15 protein-coding genes are annotated in these 17,975 nt (G+C 60.5%); 11 read left to right on the top strand and 4 right to left on the bottom strand.

The window, feature by feature from the left end:
* Window positions 1-174 precede the first annotated feature (174 nt).
* A complete protein-coding gene (mvaT, locus tag ACQRBT_RS13365; protein WP_003175830.1) occupies window positions 175-549 on the top strand; it encodes a histone-like nucleoid-structuring protein MvaT in 375 nt (124 codons plus the stop codon).
* A gap of 89 nt (window positions 550-638) precedes the next feature.
* On the opposite strand, the gene sbcB is transcribed toward mvaT, so the two are convergent.
* Window positions 639-2,066, bottom strand: a complete 1,428-nt coding sequence (gene sbcB, locus ACQRBT_RS13360) for an exodeoxyribonuclease I (RefSeq protein ID WP_412046768.1) — start codon at window positions 2,064-2,066, stop codon at window positions 639-641.
* Window positions 2,067-2,233: 167 nt separating this feature from the next.
* On the opposite strand from sbcB, the gene ACQRBT_RS13355 reads away from it, so the two are divergent.
* The 6 genes from ACQRBT_RS13355 to ACQRBT_RS13330 are packed head-to-tail and all read left to right on the top strand — an operon-like array spanning window position 2,234 to window position 8,904.
* Entirely contained in the window at window positions 2,234-2,926 is a 693-nt protein-coding gene (locus tag ACQRBT_RS13355) for an RDD family protein (protein WP_161549385.1), read from the top strand.
* The gene (locus ACQRBT_RS13350; RefSeq protein ID WP_412046767.1) at window positions 2,923-3,903 is read left to right on the top strand and encodes a stage II sporulation protein M; all 981 of its coding nucleotides are present in this window, start codon (window positions 2,923-2,925) and stop codon (window positions 3,901-3,903) included. Before ACQRBT_RS13355 ends, ACQRBT_RS13350 begins: the two co-directional genes overlap by 4 nt.
* Complete coding sequence (locus ACQRBT_RS13345; RefSeq protein ID WP_412046766.1) at window positions 3,890-5,419, top strand: DUF4129 domain-containing protein; 1,530 nt, start codon at window positions 3,890-3,892, stop codon at window positions 5,417-5,419. The genes ACQRBT_RS13350 and ACQRBT_RS13345 overlap by 14 nt, the downstream gene beginning before the upstream one ends.
* The gene (locus tag ACQRBT_RS13340) at window positions 5,416-6,573 is read left to right on the top strand and encodes a DUF4350 domain-containing protein (protein ID WP_412046765.1); all 1,158 of its coding nucleotides are present in this window, start codon (window positions 5,416-5,418) and stop codon (window positions 6,571-6,573) included. The genes ACQRBT_RS13345 and ACQRBT_RS13340 overlap by 4 nt, the downstream gene beginning before the upstream one ends.
* Window positions 6,570-7,565, top strand: a complete 996-nt coding sequence (locus ACQRBT_RS13335; RefSeq protein ID WP_411984795.1) for an AAA family ATPase — start codon at window positions 6,570-6,572, stop codon at window positions 7,563-7,565. The genes ACQRBT_RS13340 and ACQRBT_RS13335 overlap by 4 nt, the downstream gene beginning before the upstream one ends.
* A gap of 7 nt (window positions 7,566-7,572) precedes the next feature.
* Window positions 7,573-8,904 (top strand): DUF58 domain-containing protein, encoded by a 1,332-nt coding sequence (locus tag ACQRBT_RS13330; RefSeq protein ID WP_060754215.1) that lies wholly within the window; start codon window positions 7,573-7,575, stop codon window positions 8,902-8,904.
* Between the two features lie 57 nt (window positions 8,905-8,961).
* On the opposite strand, the gene ACQRBT_RS13325 is transcribed toward ACQRBT_RS13330, so the two are convergent.
* Together ACQRBT_RS13325 and ACQRBT_RS13320 are read right to left on the bottom strand one after the other, a co-directional pair.
* Window positions 8,962-9,321: a PilZ domain-containing protein gene (locus tag ACQRBT_RS13325; RefSeq protein ID WP_060754216.1), complete on the bottom strand. Its 360-nt coding sequence runs from the start codon at window positions 9,319-9,321 to the stop codon at window positions 8,962-8,964.
* A 224-nt stretch (window positions 9,322-9,545) separates the two neighbouring features.
* Complete coding sequence (locus ACQRBT_RS13320; protein WP_060754217.1) at window positions 9,546-9,920, bottom strand: tetratricopeptide repeat protein; 375 nt, start codon at window positions 9,918-9,920, stop codon at window positions 9,546-9,548.
* 175 nt (window positions 9,921-10,095) lie between these two features.
* Between ACQRBT_RS13320 and pyk the strand changes: the two genes are divergently transcribed.
* On the top strand, window positions 10,096-11,547 hold the full coding sequence (gene pyk, locus ACQRBT_RS13315) for a pyruvate kinase (RefSeq protein WP_060754218.1): 1,452 nt from the start codon (window positions 10,096-10,098) through the stop codon (window positions 11,545-11,547).
* A gap of 209 nt (window positions 11,548-11,756) precedes the next feature.
* On the opposite strand, the gene ACQRBT_RS13310 is transcribed toward pyk, so the two are convergent.
* Window positions 11,757-12,689 (bottom strand): iron-sulfur-binding ferredoxin reductase, encoded by a 933-nt coding sequence (locus ACQRBT_RS13310; RefSeq protein ID WP_412046764.1) that lies wholly within the window; start codon window positions 12,687-12,689, stop codon window positions 11,757-11,759.
* Between the two features lie 214 nt (window positions 12,690-12,903).
* Between ACQRBT_RS13310 and ACQRBT_RS13305 the strand changes: the two genes are divergently transcribed.
* The 3 genes from ACQRBT_RS13305 to ACQRBT_RS13295 all read left to right on the top strand — a co-directional run bounded on the left by ACQRBT_RS13305 (window position 12,904) and on the right by ACQRBT_RS13295 (window position 17,703).
* A complete protein-coding gene (locus ACQRBT_RS13305) occupies window positions 12,904-14,427 on the top strand; it encodes a fumarate hydratase (protein ID WP_104994706.1) in 1,524 nt (507 codons plus the stop codon).
* A gap of 190 nt (window positions 14,428-14,617) precedes the next feature.
* Window positions 14,618-16,384: an ATP-binding protein gene (locus ACQRBT_RS13300; RefSeq protein ID WP_411984796.1), complete on the top strand. Its 1,767-nt coding sequence runs from the start codon at window positions 14,618-14,620 to the stop codon at window positions 16,382-16,384.
* Window positions 16,378-17,703 (top strand): sigma-54-dependent transcriptional regulator, encoded by a 1,326-nt coding sequence (locus ACQRBT_RS13295; RefSeq protein WP_412046763.1) that lies wholly within the window; start codon window positions 16,378-16,380, stop codon window positions 17,701-17,703. Before ACQRBT_RS13300 ends, ACQRBT_RS13295 begins: the two co-directional genes overlap by 7 nt.
* The last annotated feature ends 272 nt before the right edge of the window (window positions 17,704-17,975 follow it).

Here is a 17,975-nt window from a genome sequence, read left to right as displayed (position 1 = left end):
AAACGGGATTATCTTTAGGCCGGCGACCGACTAATTAACTCGACTGCGCAGCTTTACCACAAACATTCAAAGTAATTCACATAAATGCCTGCTTAAATGTTTACTTGATGAAATTGCCTGACTATTATTAGCTCACTGTCCCTGTCAATCAGCGCTCTACATAAGGTAGTCCCCATGTCACTGATCAACGAATACCGCGCCACCGAAGAAGCTATCAAAGAGCTGCAAGCGCGTTTGAAAAACCTGTCCCAAGACGACAAGCTGAAAACCGAGCTGGAATTCGAAGGCAAACTGCGCACTCTGATGGGCGAATACTCCAAGTCCCTGCGCGACATCATCGCGCTGCTGGATCCAGAGTCGAAAGTTAAAGCACCGCGTGGCGCCGTGAAAACCACCGGCACCAAGCGTGCGCGCAAGGTCAAGCAATACAAGAACCCGCACAACGGCGAAGTGATTGAAACCAAAGGCGGCAACCACAAGACGCTGAAAGAGTGGAAAGCCAAGTGGGGCGGCGACGTGGTTGAAGGCTGGGCTACCCTGCTGGGCTAAGCCGAGTCGGGCTCTCGCCTGATACGCGATACATAAAAAACGCCAGCTTGCTGGCGTTTTTTTATGTCTGAATATTCTGCAATTTCTGACTACGAGTTCAAACGCGCTGCCAGCGAATCGGCATACTCCTGCCATTGGCCCAGTACCTGGCACTGAAACGGTGTAGCACTAACAGCCAACTCCTCGCACGCCTGTTTAAATGCCAGCAGAGTATTGGGTGCCCCCCATTGCGGATTTGACAAACGCTGCTGACAGAAAAGTTTCCAACGTTGTTGCTCGTCCCTGTCCAGGGTTTCAGGAAAGTTACGGGCACGGTAGCGAAATAATAATTCCGGCAAACGATGATCATCGAAAGGCCACTGCTGGCGTGCTAGTTGTGCAGGCTCTGCCGCGCGGACTTGTTCACATAAGCGGCGATCGCGGTCGCCAATAAAACCATCGTAGAGCTGCTGCTCCGGGTCGGCACTCGGTGCAAAATCCTCCTCGCTGTAAATGGCGGCCAACTTGTCACGCCAAACTTCCTGTGCGTCAGTTAGTCGCAGCGCCCGCGCCTGACAGGTGTCCATATCCAACTGAAGCCGCTCACGATCCTGCGCCCGCAATACATTCAGTGGAGCAACGACCGGGCAACGGTTGATATGCAACAACTTGAGAGGAACCGGTAGCTCACCTTCCTTCAAGTCATCACGGCGCGTATAGAGGCGCTGACGCAACACATCGGCATCCAGGTCCAGCAAGGCCTGGGGGTCGAGCCCAAGGTCACAGACGATCAATGCATTGCGATTGCGCGGGTGCCAGGCCAGCGGCAGCACCACCCCCACGTAGTGGCGCTCGGCGGAAAAGCGCCCGGAGATATGCACCATCGGTTGCAACAGACGCACCTGGTCCATCACCCGCTGCTTACTGCGCAGTTGAAACAGCCATTCGTACAGCTTGGGCTGTTTTTCTCGCACCAACCGCGCCAAGGCGATGGTCGCACGCACATCGGACAGCGCATCGTGGGCCTGCCCGTGATCGATACCGTTGGCCTGGGTCAGCCGCTCAAGCTTGAGGGTGACCCGCCCATCCTGCTCCGGCCAGACAATCCCATCGGGACGCAGGGCGTAGGCGGTGCGAACCACATCAATCAGATCCCAGCGACTGTTACCCCCCTGCCACTCGCGTGCGTAAGGGTCGAAAAAATTTCGATACAAGCTGTAGCGCGTCATTTCATCGTCGAACCGCAGGGTGTTATAGCCGGCACCGCACGTACCGGGCGCAGCCAGCTCGGTATGCACCCGTGTCATGAAATCGGCTTCGGCCAAGCCCTTCTCCGCCAGTACGCCCGGAGTAATACCCGTGATCGCGCATGCCGCCGGATGGGGCAGGATATCGTCGCTGGGCTGACAATAAAGATTGAGCGGCGGGCCGATCTCGTTGAGTTCGAGGTCGGTACGAATGCCGGCCACCTGGAGCGGACGATCGCTGCGCGGGTTGATGCCGGTGGTTTCATAGTCGTACCAGAAAATGGAGGTCACGGGCTATTCCTGTACTGAAGATCGACAAAGTCTAGGCGCAGCGAGGCGTCCGGGGCCAGCGCTACATGCACTGTACAAATATCCAGCAAAACCTTGAATGGTTGCTTCCGGCGTCGACACTGCTAGCATCCGTGTCTCTGAACCGCTCAGCACTGCCAAGGATCGCAATGTCATCAGCCCCGCTGGACACCCGCTACCAGATCGAGACCCCGGAGGGTATCGACCTGCCCCTGCGCCCCGCCGGCTTGCTGGTACGTGTATTAGCCTTTGCTTTTGACCTCGGTTTGCGTGGGCTGCTCATGGGCATCCTGCTCGTGCCCCTGGCGCTGCTCGGCAACATCGGCATCGGCCTGGGCTCGTTGCTCCTGTTCCTGGTCAGTTGGTGGTACATGGTGCTGTTTGAAGTCCTCAACCAAGGCAGCTCCCCAGGCAAGCAGGTCATGGGCCTGCGTGTCGTACAGGACGACGGTACTCCCATCGGCTGGTCGTCCTCCCTGATCCGCAACCTGTTGCGCTTTGTCGACATGCTGCCTTTCGGCTACTTCCTCGGCGCCATCAGTTGCCTGCAACATCCCCATTTCAAACGGCTCGGCGACCTGGCCGCCGGGACGCTGGTGGTCTATCGCGAGCAGCCGCTGGTTCGGCCCCGCATACCTCAAGCCGCCCCCCTGCGCCTGCCCTTTGCACTGGACCTGAACGAACAACGTGCAATCCTCGCTTTCGCCGAACGCCAGGGCGAACTGTCGGCCGAGCGCGTGCATGAACTGGCCGCAATCCTTGCCGTGCCCCTGCACGTGTCCCCGGCTCGTGCCGCCGAACAACTCAATGGCGTGGCCCGCGGCCTGTTGGGGCCGACATGAAGCAGAGCCAATTTGAAAGCCGCCACCAGCAGCAATGGCAAGCCTTCGCCAAACAACTGGAGCAGTTGGAACAAGGTAAAGCCAAGGCCGCTGATGTCACCGACTTCCCCTATCAGTACCGGCGGTTGTGCCAACACCTGGCCCTGGCCCAGGAGCGCGGCTATAGCAGTTACCTGGTGGACCCGCTGCAGCAACTTGCGCTGCGTGGCCACCAACAACTCTATCGTCATCGCAGCCAATTGGCGGCGAACGTACTGGCCTTCATCCTGGCCGACTTCCCCCGCCTGGTACGCGAACAGTGGCGTTTTGTGCTGATCGCCGGCCTGTTGTTCTTCGGCAGCCTGGTGGCTATAGCCCTGCTGGTCTATCTGTTCCCTGACCTGATCTACAGCATCGTCAGCCCCCAACAGGTCGCTGAAATGCAAGGCATGTACGACCCTGCTGCCAGCCACCTGGGCCGTGCGGCCGAACGGGCCTCCAGCGAAGACTGGATGATGTTCGGCTACTACGTGATGCACAACATCGGCATTGCCTTCCAGACGTTTGCCGCCGGCTTGCTGTTCGGCGTGGGCAGCGTGTTCTTCCTGATTTTCAACGGGCTGATCATCGGGGCGATATCCGGACACCTGACCGAAATCGGTTACGGCCAGACGTTCTGGTCATTTGTGATCGGTCACGGTGCATTCGAACTCAGTGGCATCGCCCTGGCCGGTGCGGCAGGCTTGCAACTGGGCTGGTCGTTGATAGCCCCCGGGCATTTGACGCGCAGCGAATCCCTGCGCCTGGCAGCGCGCAAAAGCGTGCAGATGCTCTGTGGCGTGATGATATTCCTGTTGATCGCGGCGTTCATCGAAGCGTACTGGTCATCCATCGCCACGATCGCCCCCTGGATCAAATACCTCGTGGGCGCCACATTCTGGTGTTTGGTGCTCGCTTATCTGAGCCTGGCTGGACGGACCCGTCATGCGCCTGACTGACGCCAGCGTGGCCATTCGCCCGCGTACCTCCTGGGAAGCCATGGACCTTGGTGGATTGATGGCCAGAGAACATCGTCGTCTGCTGATGAGCAGTTGGGCGATGGTCACTTTGCCGATATTTACCTTGCTCACGGTGTTGCTCTGGGAGTATCCGTCTTTCTCCCTGCTGCTGTTCTGGTGGCTCAAGCCGGCCTTCGACCGCCTCCCGCTGTACATCCTTTCCAAGGCGCTGTTTGGTGAAATACCAGGCATCAGGCAGGCCGTACGCCATTGGCCGCGCCTGCTCAAGGGCCAACTGCTGGCCAGCCTGACCTGGCGCCGACTGAGCCTGAGCCGCAGCTTTGTATTGCCGGTCAGCCAGCTTGAGGGCCTGGACGGCCCGGCACGTCAGAAGCGCCTGGGGGTATTGCTGCAACATAACGCTGGAGCCGCACGCTGGCTGACCCTCATAGGGATGCACCTGGAAATCGGCCTATGGCTGGGTTGCATGGCCCTGTTCTACCTGTTCATTCCAAAACAGATAGAAATGGATTGGGACTGGCAACGAATGGCATTGGCAGCAGACGCCAACGAACTGTGGCTGGACCATCTGGGCAACGCCTTCTACGCCCTGATCCTGGTGTTCTGGGAACCTATCTACGTCGCCTGCGGCTTCAGCCTGTACCTCAATCGCCGTACCGTCCTGGAAGCCTGGGACCTGGAGCTGATATTCCGCAACCTGCGCCAACGCCTGAGTAGCATCGTACCGCTACTGCTGCTGGTGGTCGGGTTGATGCTCACACCCTTCACTCCACCCGCCATGGCGAACGAACCGGTTGTTTCCAAACCGCTCAGCACTCACTCGGCCAGCCAATCCATTCAGTCGGTGCTGGAAAACCCTCCCTTCAAGAACCCTGAAACCGTCACCCGTTATCGCTTTGGTGAAGAAAAAACAGCCGTCAAAAGCAAAGCAAAAGGCGATGGTAAATTGCCAGCCTGGTTGCAGGCACTCTTGGATAACCTCAACAGCAATGCCTTCAAACACATTGCCCAAGGCTTGGAGATACTGCTGTGGAGCCTGGTGCTCGGCGCAGTCGCCCTGCTGCTGTGGCGCTACCGTGAATGGCTGCGCACATTCGTCAGCCGTGGCCGGCAGCCTTTACCCAAAACGCTCAAACCGGTTCCCGCTCAGTTGTTCGGGTTGGAACTGGGAGTTGAAACCTTGCCGGAAGACATCGCCGGCGCTGCCGAGCAGCTATGGGCCAGCCAACCACGGGAAGCACTGGGCTTGTTGTATCGCGGCCTGCTCAGCCGATTACTGCATGAATTCAATTTGCCGCTGAAAAGCGCCGATACCGAAGGCCAGGTACTGGAACACATTCATCATTTGAGGCAACCGCAATTGCTGGCCTTCAGTGATGAGCTGACGCGCCACTGGCAAAACCTTGCATACGGTCACCGCCTTCCTCCCGCCGCCACCCAACAACAGCTTTGCAACGATTGGCGCGCACTCTTCAGTTCGGGAGTGCGCCCATGAACAGGCCGTTACTGTGGGTCGCGCTGCTGCTGGCTGGGCTGCTGGGAGCCGGCGCTTTATACGCCTGGCACAAGGCGATCCCTTATGAAGAAGTGGTGGACCACGGTCCGTCTGCGCAAGCGCTGGCCAATCCCTACCTGGCAGCCGAGTACTTTCTACGCAGCCAAGGCCTGGCAGTGGAACATGCCTATGGCATCGAACGGCTAACCGATCGCCCAGCTAAAGGCCAAAGCCTGTTACTGCTGGGTGAGCGCAGCAACATGACCCCGCGCCAGGTTGAACAACTGCTGGATTGGGCAAAAGCCGGTGGCCACCTGCTGGTGGTGGCCGAGGCGTTATGGGATGAGGAAACGGGCAAAAGCGGCGACCTGCTGCTCGATCGCCTGAATATCCATCAGGCCCTGAGTGACACGTTCGACGAGCCGGCATCACCGCGTAAAAAGAAAGCACCGGACTTGACCAAGCTTTACGTCGACAACGAAACCGCCCCGGCTTATTTCAGTTTCGATACCGACTTCAACCTCACCGACCCGAGGCACCTTGCCCAGTTTTCAGCCAATAGCGCCAAGTCCAGCCACCTGATGCAACTTGACCTTGGGCAAGGCCATGTGACGGTGGTCACCGACAGCGACCTGTGGAAAACCCCGAATATCGGAAAGCACGATAACGCCTGGCTGCTGTGGTACCTCAACCAGAACACCGACGTCACCTTGCTGTTCAACAGCGACGTGGAAAACTTGCTGACCCTGTTGATGCGTTATTTCCCACAGGCATTGGTAGCGCTCGTCGCACTGATAAGCCTGGCGCTCTGGCACGTCGGCATGCGCCAAGGCCCGATACAGGCGCCCGTCCCCCGAGCGCGCCGGCAGTTGCAGGAACACTTGAAGGCCAGCGCCGATTTCCTGCTGCGTCGCGGTGGGCAGGCCGCACTGTTGCAAGCGCTCCAACGCGACATCCTGCGCACCGCCCGCAAGCGCCATCCAGGCTTTGAACACCTGGACACGGCAGCACAATGGCAGGTACTGGAAAACCTGACTCGACAACCCTCCGATGCCATCCGCCAGGCACTCGGCCCACTCCCGTTGAAACGGCTCTCCAGCGCCGATTTCAGCCGCCAGGTGACCAGCCTGCAAACTCTCAGGAATGCCTTATGAGCGAATACCCACCGTCCACCGTCCTGAACACCACAAGCCTGCAGCAGGCCAGCCAGCAAGCCCAGGCTTTGCGCATTGAATTGCGCAAAGCCGTGATCGGCCAGGATCAGGTCATTGATGACGTGCTCACGGCACTGATCGCGGGAGGCCATGTATTGCTCGAAGGGGTGCCTGGCCTGGGCAAGACCCTGCTGGTACGGGCCCTGGCCCGCTGCTTTGGTGGCGATTTCGCACGCATCCAGTTCACCCCCGACCTGATGCCCAGCGACGTCACCGGGCATGCCGTGTACGACCTGCAAAGCCAACAGTTCAAGTTGCGCAAGGGGCCGTTGTTTACGCACCTGCTACTGGCCGATGAAATCAACCGTGCTCCCGCCAAGACGCAAGCAGCGCTGCTTGAGGCCATGCAGGAGCGCCAAGTCACGCTTGAAGGGGAAGCCTTGCCCATCGGCCAACCGTTCATGGTGCTGGCGACCCAGAACCCCATCGAACAGGAAGGTACTTACCCGCTGCCGGAAGCCGAGCTGGATCGTTTCATGCTCAAGGTGCGCATGGATTATCCCGATGCTCGACAAGAGCTGGATATGGTGCGCGAAGTGACCCGGTCATCCAGGGCCGACATGCTGGACGTGCAACCATTACGCACTGTGCTGCAGGCTGACGATGTGGTGCAGCTGCAACAGATCGCCAGTGAGATGCCCCTGGATGAACAAGTCCTCGATTATGCGGTACGGATAGCGCGCGCCACTCGCAGCTGGCCAGGGCTGACCATCGGCGCCGGCCCACGGGCCTCGATCGCTCTGGTACGTGGAGCTCGTGCCCGGGCCCTGTTGCGCGGCGGGGAATTCGTCACGCCAGACGACATCAAGGGCTGCGCCCTGGCGGTACTGCGTCACCGGGTACGTATTGCGCCTGAGCTGGACATAGAAGGATTGGAAGTGGACCAGGTACTCAAGCAGTTGCTTGATCAGATTGCAGCACCAAGGCAATGACCCGGCAATGAAACCAACCCGTCTGCTTCTGACCTGGCTTGGCGTGCTGCTGGGCTTGAATATTGTGCTGGGTGCTGCGGCTGCCTTGCAGCTCAAGGTGCCCGACACGTTGCATTCGGTGGCCTGGGGCTTGTTGCTGGCGTTGCTGCTGCTCTCGCTGCTGGACGCTTTACGCCTGCGCCGCCGCCCTTCGCCGCGAATAGAACGGCAATTACCCGGCAGCCTGGCGTTGGGACGCTGGGGGGAAGTCAGGCTGGCAGTGCAGCACAGTTATCCACAACCCATCACCTTGACGGTGTTCGATCACGTACCGGATGGCTTGAGCCTGGAGAACCTGCCGCAGTCCATCGAGTTGCGACCTGGCGAGCGCTGCGAGCTGGGCTATCGCGTTCGCCCCTTGCGACGAGGGCATTTCAGCTTCAGTCGTTGCGAAATCCACCTGCCCAGCCACTTAGGGCTATGGTCGGCTCGACGCTTGATCGACGCTCGGGACGCTACCCGCGTTTACCCGGATTTCGCCCGATTGTACGGCGCACAGTTGCAGGGTGTGGATAACTGGCTGAGCCAACTCGGTGTACGTCAACGCCCGCGACGAGGGTTGGGGCTTGAGTTTCATCAGCTGCGCGAGTTTCGCGAGGGTGACAGCCTGCGCCAGATCGATTGGAAAGCGACGGCACGGCAACGCACGCCAATCGCCCGCGAATACCAGGATGAGCGCGACCAGCAAATCGTGTTCATGCTCGACTGCGGTCGACGCATGCGCAGCCAGGACGATGAGCTCTCCCATTTCGATCACGCCCTCAACGCCTGCCTGTTGCTCAGCTACGTCGCGTTGCGACAGGGCGATGCCGTGGGTCTGTGCACCTTTGCCAGTGACCAGCCGCGTTACCTGGCACCGGTCAAGGGTAGTGGCCAACTGAACGTATTGCTCAATACGGTTTACGACCTGGATACCACCCGTAAAACAGCCGACTATGAGGCCGCCGCAAGCCATCTGCTGGCTCGACAAAAGCGTCGAGCGCTGGTGATCGTGGTGACCAACCTAAGGGATGAAGACGATGAGGCACTCATGACTGCCGTCAACCGTATCAGTCGGCAGCACCGGGTGATGGTCGCCAGCCTGCGAGAACATGTCCTCGATGAACTGCGCCAAGTCCCCGTGCAGACCCTGTCGGAAGCATTGGCCTACAGTGGCGCGATTGATTACCTCAACACGCGCAATGAACTGCATGATCGTTTGAACGCCCATGGGCTATCGGTGCTCGATGCCCTGCCGTCCGAGTTGGGAGCCAAATTGGTCACGCGTTATCAGAGCTGGAAAAAAGCCGGGGCTTTCTAAAAAAAACGTACGGCCCGATCGAGGACAAGCGCCGACCGAGCCGACAACACGTCGTGTTCAAGCGGAGGCCTGCAGCGGATCGAAGCTGAAATAATGCAACAACGCAGTGATCAACTGCCGATACTCTTCGGATGCCTGACGTATGCAGAAGCCGGAATCATAATGCTGTGGGTTGATGTCCTCATAACTCCACAAACAGGTGGCCGTCAGGTCAACGTACTGAAACTCGCCGTCAGATCCGGGGATCTTCAAGCGCAACTCAAAATCCGCATCGACCATCATGGGTAATTGGCTGATCAACATCAGCCCTTCTTCAGAGAGATTGCCCAGAAAGCCGACAGGCTTGTCGGTCAGACGATTGAACACCTGCAAAAAACAAGATAACTGATGCCGTTCGATCCTTCGTTCGGTAATCATGATGAAATCGCCATCCAGTGGCCATGAATCTGGCCGTGCCAGTGATTCGGAACGAGCCCATTGCCCGCTCTGCCTGGATATCGGTGTGGCAACAGCTACTGCATTGCCACTAAACAACGGCCGAATCCGGGCGCCTCATCCGTTTGAATGGAAACTTGTACAAACGGACATTCAAAGGATAGCCCACGCCTGGCAACAGGCCAGCAATCAAATCACAAATATCATTACAAAGATGCGGGACGTGGCTGTGCCACGCTGGCACCCGAGTAGTGCCCCAACTGCTGCAAGGTATCGAGCCGGGCGCGGGCACGATAGGCGTACTCACTCGATGGGTATTGGCTGATGATGAACTGGTAGGTTTGCGCCGCATCGACGAACAGTTTCTGCCGCTCCAGGCATTGCCCGCGCAACATCGAGACCTCCGGTTGCACATAACGGCGGGTACGGCTTTCACGGTCGACCTGGGACAGCTCAAGGGTGACACGCTCGCAATCACCCACCCCGTAGGCACGGTAGGCATTGTTCAAATGATGGTCCATCGACCAGCGGGTACAGCCGACTACACTGACGGCCAAGGCGGCAACGAGCAAAATTCGCATGGGGGTTCTCCTGTCTTGTGCAGTGTATCGACCCCTTGTCGAAAATCTTCAAGGGCGTTCGCCTATTCAGCCGCAACGAAAACAAGTCAATCGCCGATAAGTAGTGCAAACGAACAATGACTACAACGAAAGAGCATAGTAGCCTTCCCCAGCGCTTGAACTCAGGAGTCTGTGCATGTCCGTCCGTCGTACCAAAATCGTCGCCACCCTTGGCCCGGCCAGCAACTCGCCGGAAGTCCTCGAACAGCTGATTCTGGCTGGTTTGGACGTCGCCCGTCTGAACTTCTCCCACGGCACCCCGGACGAGCACAAGGCTCGCGCCAAACTGGTGCGTGACCTGGCCGCCAAGCACGGTCGCTTCGTTGCATTGCTGGGTGACCTGCAAGGTCCGAAAATTCGTATCGCCAAATTCACCAATAAGCGTATCGAGCTGAAGATCGGTGACACCTTCACCTTTTCCACCAGCCATCCGCTGACCGAAGGCAACCAGCAAGTCGTGGGTATCGACTACCCGGACCTGGTCAAGGACTGCGGCGTCGGTGACGAGCTGCTGCTGGACGACGGTCGCGTAGTGATGCGCGTCGAAACCGCGACCCCGACTGAACTGCACTGCACCGTGATCATCGGCGGCCCGCTGTCGGACCACAAAGGCATCAACCGTCGCGGTGGTGGCCTGACGGCGCCGGCGCTGACTGACAAAGACAAGGCCGACATCAAGCTCGCCGCCGAAATGGAAGTGGACTACCTCGCCGTGTCCTTCCCGCGCGACGCCGCTGATATGGAATACGCGCGTAAACTGCGTGACGAAGCCGGCGGCACCGCCTGGCTGGTGGCGAAGATCGAACGCGCCGAAGCCGTGGCCGATGACGAAACCCTCGACGGCCTGATCAATGCCTCCGACGCCGTGATGGTTGCCCGTGGCGACCTGGGCGTGGAAATCGGCGACGCCGAGCTGATCGGTATCCAGAAGAAAATCATCCTGCACGCCCGTCGCCACAACAAAGCGGTGATCGTGGCGACCCAGATGATGGAGTCGATGATCCAGAACCCGATGCCGACCCGTGCCGAAGTGTCCGACGTGGCCAACGCCGTGCTCGACTACACCGACGCCGTGATGCTCTCGGCTGAAAGCGCCGCCGGCCCGTACCCGCTGGAAGCCGTTCAAGCCATGGCGCGTATCTGCGTCGGTGCCGAAAAGCACCCGACCAGCAAGACCTCCAGCCACCGTATCGGCAAAGTGTTCGAAAGCTGCGACCAGAGCATCGCCCTGGCCGCCATGTACACCGCCAACCACTTCCCGGGCGTGAAAGCGATCATCGCCTTGACCGAAAGTGGCTACACGCCGTTGATCATGTCGCGCATCCGCTCCTCGGTGCCGATCTACGCGTTCACCCCCCACCGCGAAGCCCAGGCCCGCGCGGCGATGTTCCGTGGCGTATACACCATTCCATTCGATCCGGCTTCGCTGGCACCTAACGAAGTCAGCCAGAAGGCGATCGACGAACTGGTCAAGCGCGGCGTCGTCGAGAAAGGCGACTGGGTCATCCTGACCAAGGGCGACAGCTACCACACCACCGGTGGCACGAATGGCATGAAGATCCTGCACGTGGGCGACCCACAGGTCTGAGTGACACGCTGAAAAACAAAAGCCCCGCCATGTGAATGGCGGGGCTTTTTGCTTTGCAGATCGGATTTTGTATTGGCTTCATAGCCCCATCGGGAGCAAGCCCCCTCCCACACTTGAATGTGTTCACAAATCACAATGTGGGAGGGGGCTTGCTCCCGATGAGGCCCACCCAGACAACACACCTTCACCGCAGCAGCGCAATTCAGCCCTCAACCACGGGGCACAAACACATCGGCCAGCAGTTGATTACGCGGCAAACCGGCCAGGAACAGGCGCTTGGAAAACGCCTCGACACTGGCAGGATGCCCGCAGAGTAGAGCCAGGGTTTGCCGCGAACCAAGCCGCAGTTGCGCCAATGCCTGGGCCAGCTCAGCCGCCGTCCATAGTTCCACAGTCAAGTGGGGATGCTGCGCGGCCAGCTCCGCCAGGGGACCGGCCAAGTAATGAGCCTGCGCATCATGGGCCAGGTGAATCACGCGGATGGCGCCTTGATGATCCTGGCGCAACGCCTCACGCAGCACACCCCACAAAGGCCCCAAGCCGGTGCCGGAAGCCAGCAGCCACAACGGCCGGGTGTGCCAGTCGGGATCGTATTGCAGTGCTCCCCCGCGCAACTCGCCCAATCGCAGCGCATCGCCCACCTGCAACTGCCGGGCAATATCGCTGAACTCACCCGGCTGGCGGCAATCGAGGTGAAACTCCAGGAACGGATCTTCCTGGGGCAAGCTGGCCAGGGAATAGGGGCGCGCTACCGGCCCCGCCCACAACACCAGATGTTGCCCGGCCCGATAACGCAGGCCATGTTCCGGTTGCAGGCGCAGGCGCAGCACGTTTGTGTTCAACCAGTCGGCACCGACCACCCGGGCCGCCAAACCGTCACGCAGCGGATCAAAGGTCTCAACCTCAAGATCGCCGATAACCTGGCACTGACACGCCAAACGCCAGCCGTCCTGGCGTTGCGCCGGGCTCAAGGCGTCTGGCTGCTGGTCGTCGACCTGTCCCAGGCATCGCACCAGGCACGCATGGCAACTGCCCGCCCGACAACTGTAGGGCACGCCCACACCCGCCTGGTTCAGGGCATCCAGCAGGTTGCTGCCGGTGGTGACCGACCAGTGGCGCTCACCGACGTACAGTTCAGGCATGGGAGGACTCAATCATAAGGGGCACACAGGGAATCACGCCTGCGACAGTTTGACCATAGTCGGGTGTATCGGCCACCGTGCCGGGTTATACTGCCGCGCCTTTTTAGCGTCGCGCCTGCACCACTTTGGCGTGCCTTGGAAAGGTGGTTTCAGCCGACCGATGCAACACTGAAGCCACCTTTATTGAATGTTCCCTTATAGAGGAGCGCGACTCATGACCGTGATCAAGCAAGACGACCTGATTCAGAGCGTTGCCGACGCCCTGCAATTCATTTCCTACTACCACCCCGTTGACTTCATCCAGGCCATGCACGAAGCCTACCTGCGCGAAGAATCGCCAGCGGCCCGTGACTCCATCGCCCAGATCCTGATCAACTCGCGCATGTGCGCCACCGGCCACCGCCCGATCTGCCAGGACACCGGTATCGTCACCGTGTTCGTGCGCGTGGGCATGGATGTACGTTGGGATGGCGCCACCATGGGCCTGGACGACATGATCAACGAAGGCGTGCGTCGCGCCTACAACCTGCCGGAAAACGTCCTGCGTGCATCAATCCTTGCCGACCCGGCAGGCGCGCGCAAGAACACCAAGGACAACACCCCGGCCGTGATCCACTACTCCATCGTCCCGGGTAACACCGTGGAAGTGGATGTGGCAGCCAAGGGCGGCGGTTCCGAGAACAAGTCGAAAATGGCGATGCTCAACCCGTCCGACTCGATCGTCGACTGGGTGCTGAAGACCGTTCCGACCATGGGCGCCGGCTGGTGCCCACCGGGCATGCTGGGCATTGGCATCGGCGGCACCGCCGAAAAAGCCGCCGTCATGGCCAAGGAAGTGTTGATGGAATCCATCGACATCCACGAGCTGAAAAAGCGCGGCCCGCAGAACCGTATCGAAGAGATGCGCCTGGAGCTGTTCGAGAAGGTCAACCAACTGGGCATCGGCGCCCAGGGCCTCGGCGGCCTGACCACCGTGCTCGACGTGAAGATCATGGACTACCCGACCCACGCCGCGTCCTTGCCGGTGTGCATGATCCCCAACTGCGCCGCCACCCGTCACGCCCACTTCGTGCTCGACGGTTCCGGCCCGGCATCGCTGGAAGCGCCACCGTTGGACGCCTACCCGGAGATCGTCTGGGAAGCCGGCCCGTCGGCCCGCCGCGTCAACCTCGACACCCTGACCCCGGAAGAAGTGCAGAGCTGGAAGCCGGGCGAAACCGTATTGCTCAACGGCAAGATGCTCACCGGTCGCGACGCGGCGCACAAGCGCATGGTCGAGATGCTGAATAAGGGCGAAACCCTGCCGGTGGACCTCAAGGGCCGCTTCATCTACTACGTCGGCCCGGTTGATCCGGTGCGCGAAGAAGTGGTTGGCCCGGCAGGCCCGACCACCGCGACGCGGATGGACAAGTTCACCCGTCAGATCCTCGAACAAACCGGCCTGCTGGGCATGATCGGCAAATCCGAGCGCGGCCCAACCGCCATCGAAGCGATCAAGGACCACAAAGCCGTGTACCTGATGGCCGTCGGCGGCGCCGCTTACCTGGTGGCCCAGGCCATCAAGAAGTCGCGCGTCGTGGCTTTCGCCGAACTGGGCATGGAAGCGATCTACGAGTTCGAGGTCAAAGACATGCCGGTCACCGTCGCGGTGGACAGCAAGGGCGAGTCCGTCCACATCACCGGTCCTGCCATCTGGCAGAAAAAGATCAGTGACAGCCTGGCGGTAGAAGTCCAGTAAGCCCGTAGTGAGCGGGCTTGCCCCGCGCTGGGTGGCGCAGCCGCCCTAAACCCAGGCGCCTCGGTCTTTCTGATACACCGTGGTGTCCTGATTGGGGCGGCTTTGCCACCCAGCGCGGGGCAAGCCCGCTCACTACACTCGATGGCGCATGGTATGGTGCTCACCCCTTACCGTGCCTGCCCATCACCGTATGATCGCGATCCCTCGCCCCCTTCGCCTGACTTTCTACTGCCTGTTGATCATCGCCGGTGCGCTGCTCGCCGCGACCTTCGCCACCCGCCATGCCGAACGCCAGGCCCTGGTGGACGACGCTTCACGCGCCAAACAACAGCTCACGCTGTATGGCAATTCCCTGCACACGCTGATCGAACGTTACCGTGCCCTGCCTGCCGTGCTGGCGCTGGACTCGGAAATGATCAACGCGTTGAAGGGCCCGCTGGATGCCACCACCCAGGCTGTGCTCAACCGCAAGCTGGAACGCATCAACAGTGCGGCGCAGTCCTCTACCCTGGAACTGATGGACCGCACCGGCCTTGCTGTCGCTGCCAGTAACTGGAACCTGCCCAGCAGCTATGTCGGGCATAACTACGCATTTCGTCCCTATTTCAGCCAGACCCTGAGCCAGGGCGCCGGGCGCTTTTATGCGGTGGGCGTGACCACCGGTATTCCCGGCTATTTTCTCTCCAGCGCGGTAGTGGACGAACACGAGCAGTTTCTCGGTGCCATGGTGGTGAAGCTGGAGTTCCCCGAGCTTGAGCGCGAATGGGCCCAGGGCAATGACCTGCTGCTGGTCAGCGACGCGCGCGGCATCGTATTTATCGCCAACCAGCCTGGCTGGCGTTATCGCAACCTGCGCCCGTTGTCGGACGGCGACCTCGCCGAGCTCCAGGCCACACGCCAATACGACAAAAAGCGCTTGCAGCCGCTGGAGACCCAAACCCTGCAGCGTTTCGATGACAACAGCCATCTGATGCGCGTCAATGGCCCCGACGGCAGCGCCGATTACATCTGGGAATCGCTGCCGCTCAAGGCCGAAGGCTGGACGCTGCACCTGCTGCGCAAGCCCCAGCCCGCCCTTGAAGACCAGCGTAATGCCGGCCTCGCCGCTGCCGGCTCCTGGCTGGCATTGGTGTTCCTGACGCTGTTTCTGACCCAGCGCTGGCGCCTGGCCCGTTTGCGCCAGCGCAGCCGTGAAGAACTCGAACAGCTTGTGGCGCAACGCACCCAAGCCTTGCGCATGGCCCAGGACGGCTTGGTGCAGTCGGCCAAGCTGGCGGCATTGGGCCAGATGTCCGCCGCCCTCGCCCATGAAATCAACCAGCCTCTAACCGCCCAGCGCATGCAATTGGCAACCCTGCGCCTGCTGCTGGATCATGGCCGCGTGGACGATGCCTACCAAGCGCTCACCCCACTGGACGACATGCTCACACGCATGGCTGCGCTGACCGGCCACCTCAAGACGTTCGCCCGTAAAAGCCCCAGTGGCCTGCGTGAACGCCTGGACCTGGCCACGGTGGTTGACCAGTCCCTGCACCTGCTCGATGCGCGCCTGCGTAATGAGGCCATCGGCGTGGTGCTGGACCTGACCCGCCCCGCCTGGGTACGCGGCGATGCGATCCGCCTGGAACAGGTCCTGATCAACCTGTTGCGCAACGCCCTTGACGCCATGGCCGATAAACCGCGCAAACGCCTGGAAATCCGCCTGCAGGCCGATCAGCAACTGTGGCAACTGACCGTCAGCGACAGTGGCGGCGGGATTGACGATGAGCATTTGAGCTGCGTGTTCGACCCCTTCTTCACCACCAAGCCGGTAGGTGACGGGCTGGGCCTGGGGCTGGCGGTGTCTTACGCTATCGTGCACGAACTGGGCGGGCGCCTGATCGCCGGCAACCGTGGCGACGGCGCGGTGTTCACCCTGACCTTGCCTATCGCACTGGAGACACCCGACCTATGTTGAACGCGGTGATTGTGGTCGATGACGAAGCCAGCATCCGCACGGCCGTCGAGCAATGGCTGAGCCTGTCGGGGTTTGACGTGCAGTTGTTCAGCCGCGCCGAGGCCTGCCTGGCGCAACTGCCCAGGGACTTTCCCGGTGTCATCTTGAGCGACGTGCGCATGCCCGGGCTCAGCGGCCTGGAGCTGCTGGCCGAAGTGCAGCGCCGCGATGCCGACCTGCCGGTGATCCTGCTGACGGGCCACGGCGACGTGCCGATGGCGGTAGAAGCCATGCGTGACGGTGCCTACGATTTCCTCGAGAAACCCTTCAGCCCCGATACCCTGCTCAATAGCCTGCGTCGCGCCCTGGACAAACGCGGGCTGATCCTGGAGAACCGCCGCCTGCACCAGCAGGCCGATCACCGGGCACAGCTTGAATCCAGCCTGCTCGGCGTATCCCGGGGCTTGCAGACGTTGCGCCGGCAGGTGCTGGACCTGGCGAGCTTGCCGGTCAATGTGCTGATTCGTGGCGAGACCGGCAGCGGCAAGGAGCTGGTTGCCCGTTGCCTGCATGATTTCGGCCCGCGGGCGAAGAAGCCATTTGTGGCGCTCAACTGTGCAGCGATCCCCGAGCAGCTGTTTGAAGCCGAGCTGTTCGGCCACGAAAGCGGCGCCTTCACCGGCGCCCAGGGCAAGCGTATCGGCAAGTTGGAATACGCTCACGGCGGCACACTGTTCCTGGATGAAATCGAAAGCATGCCCCTGGCCCAGCAGGTGAAACTGCTGCGTGTGTTGCAGGAGCAGAAACTGGAGCGGCTGGGCTCCAACCAGAGCATCCACGTCGACCTGCGCATCATTGCCGCCACCAAACCCGACCTGCTGGAAGAGGCCCGCGCCGGGCGCTTTCGCGAAGACTTGGCTTATCGCCTGAACATCGCACAGTTGCGCCTGCCGCCCTTGCGTGAGCGCCGTGAAGATATTCCATTGTTGTTCGATCACTTTGCCCAAAATGCCGCCGAGCGCCTTGGCCGCAGCGCCGAACCGCTCGGCGGCGCGCAATTGGGACGCCTGCTCAGCCATGACTGGCCGGGCAACGTGCGCGAACTGGCCAACGTTGCCGAACGCCAGGTGCTGGGGCTTGGCGAACCTGAGCCTGAGGGTATCGAGGCCGGGCAATCGCTGGCCGCGCAGCAAGAAGCCTTCGAGGCTCATTGCCTGAAGGCCGCATTGACCCGGCACAAGGGCGATATCAAGGCGGTCCTGGCGGAACTGCAACTGCCGCGCCGGACTTTCAATGAAAAGATGCAGCGTCATGGGTTGGTGCGGGAGATGTTTCTCTAAGCCAGGCTTTGCGGTGCCTTTCAGGCCGTCATCGGGGGCAAGCCCCCTCCCACACTTGAATGTGTTCACAAATCACAATGTGGGAGGAGCTTGCTCCCGATGAGGCCTGCCGCCTTAAGCGGATTTCCGCTCAACCATCAAGAATCATCGGCGACTTTCCGCTCAAAATAATCCTGCAACCCTTCTAGACCGGGCCTTCATCCCCTTGGCACAGCTCCTGCTATAGCCGAACCAGGCTGCGCACGCGCTGCTCCATAAAAACAACTAGATGA

The organism is Pseudomonas sp. R19M, from assembly GCF_050312585.1.
GTDB classification, from domain to species: Bacteria; Pseudomonadota; Gammaproteobacteria; order Pseudomonadales; family Pseudomonadaceae; genus Aquipseudomonas; species Aquipseudomonas palleroniana.
The sequence above is the reverse complement of the archived record's forward strand: the minus strand, read 5'-3'. Positions and strand labels throughout refer to the sequence as shown.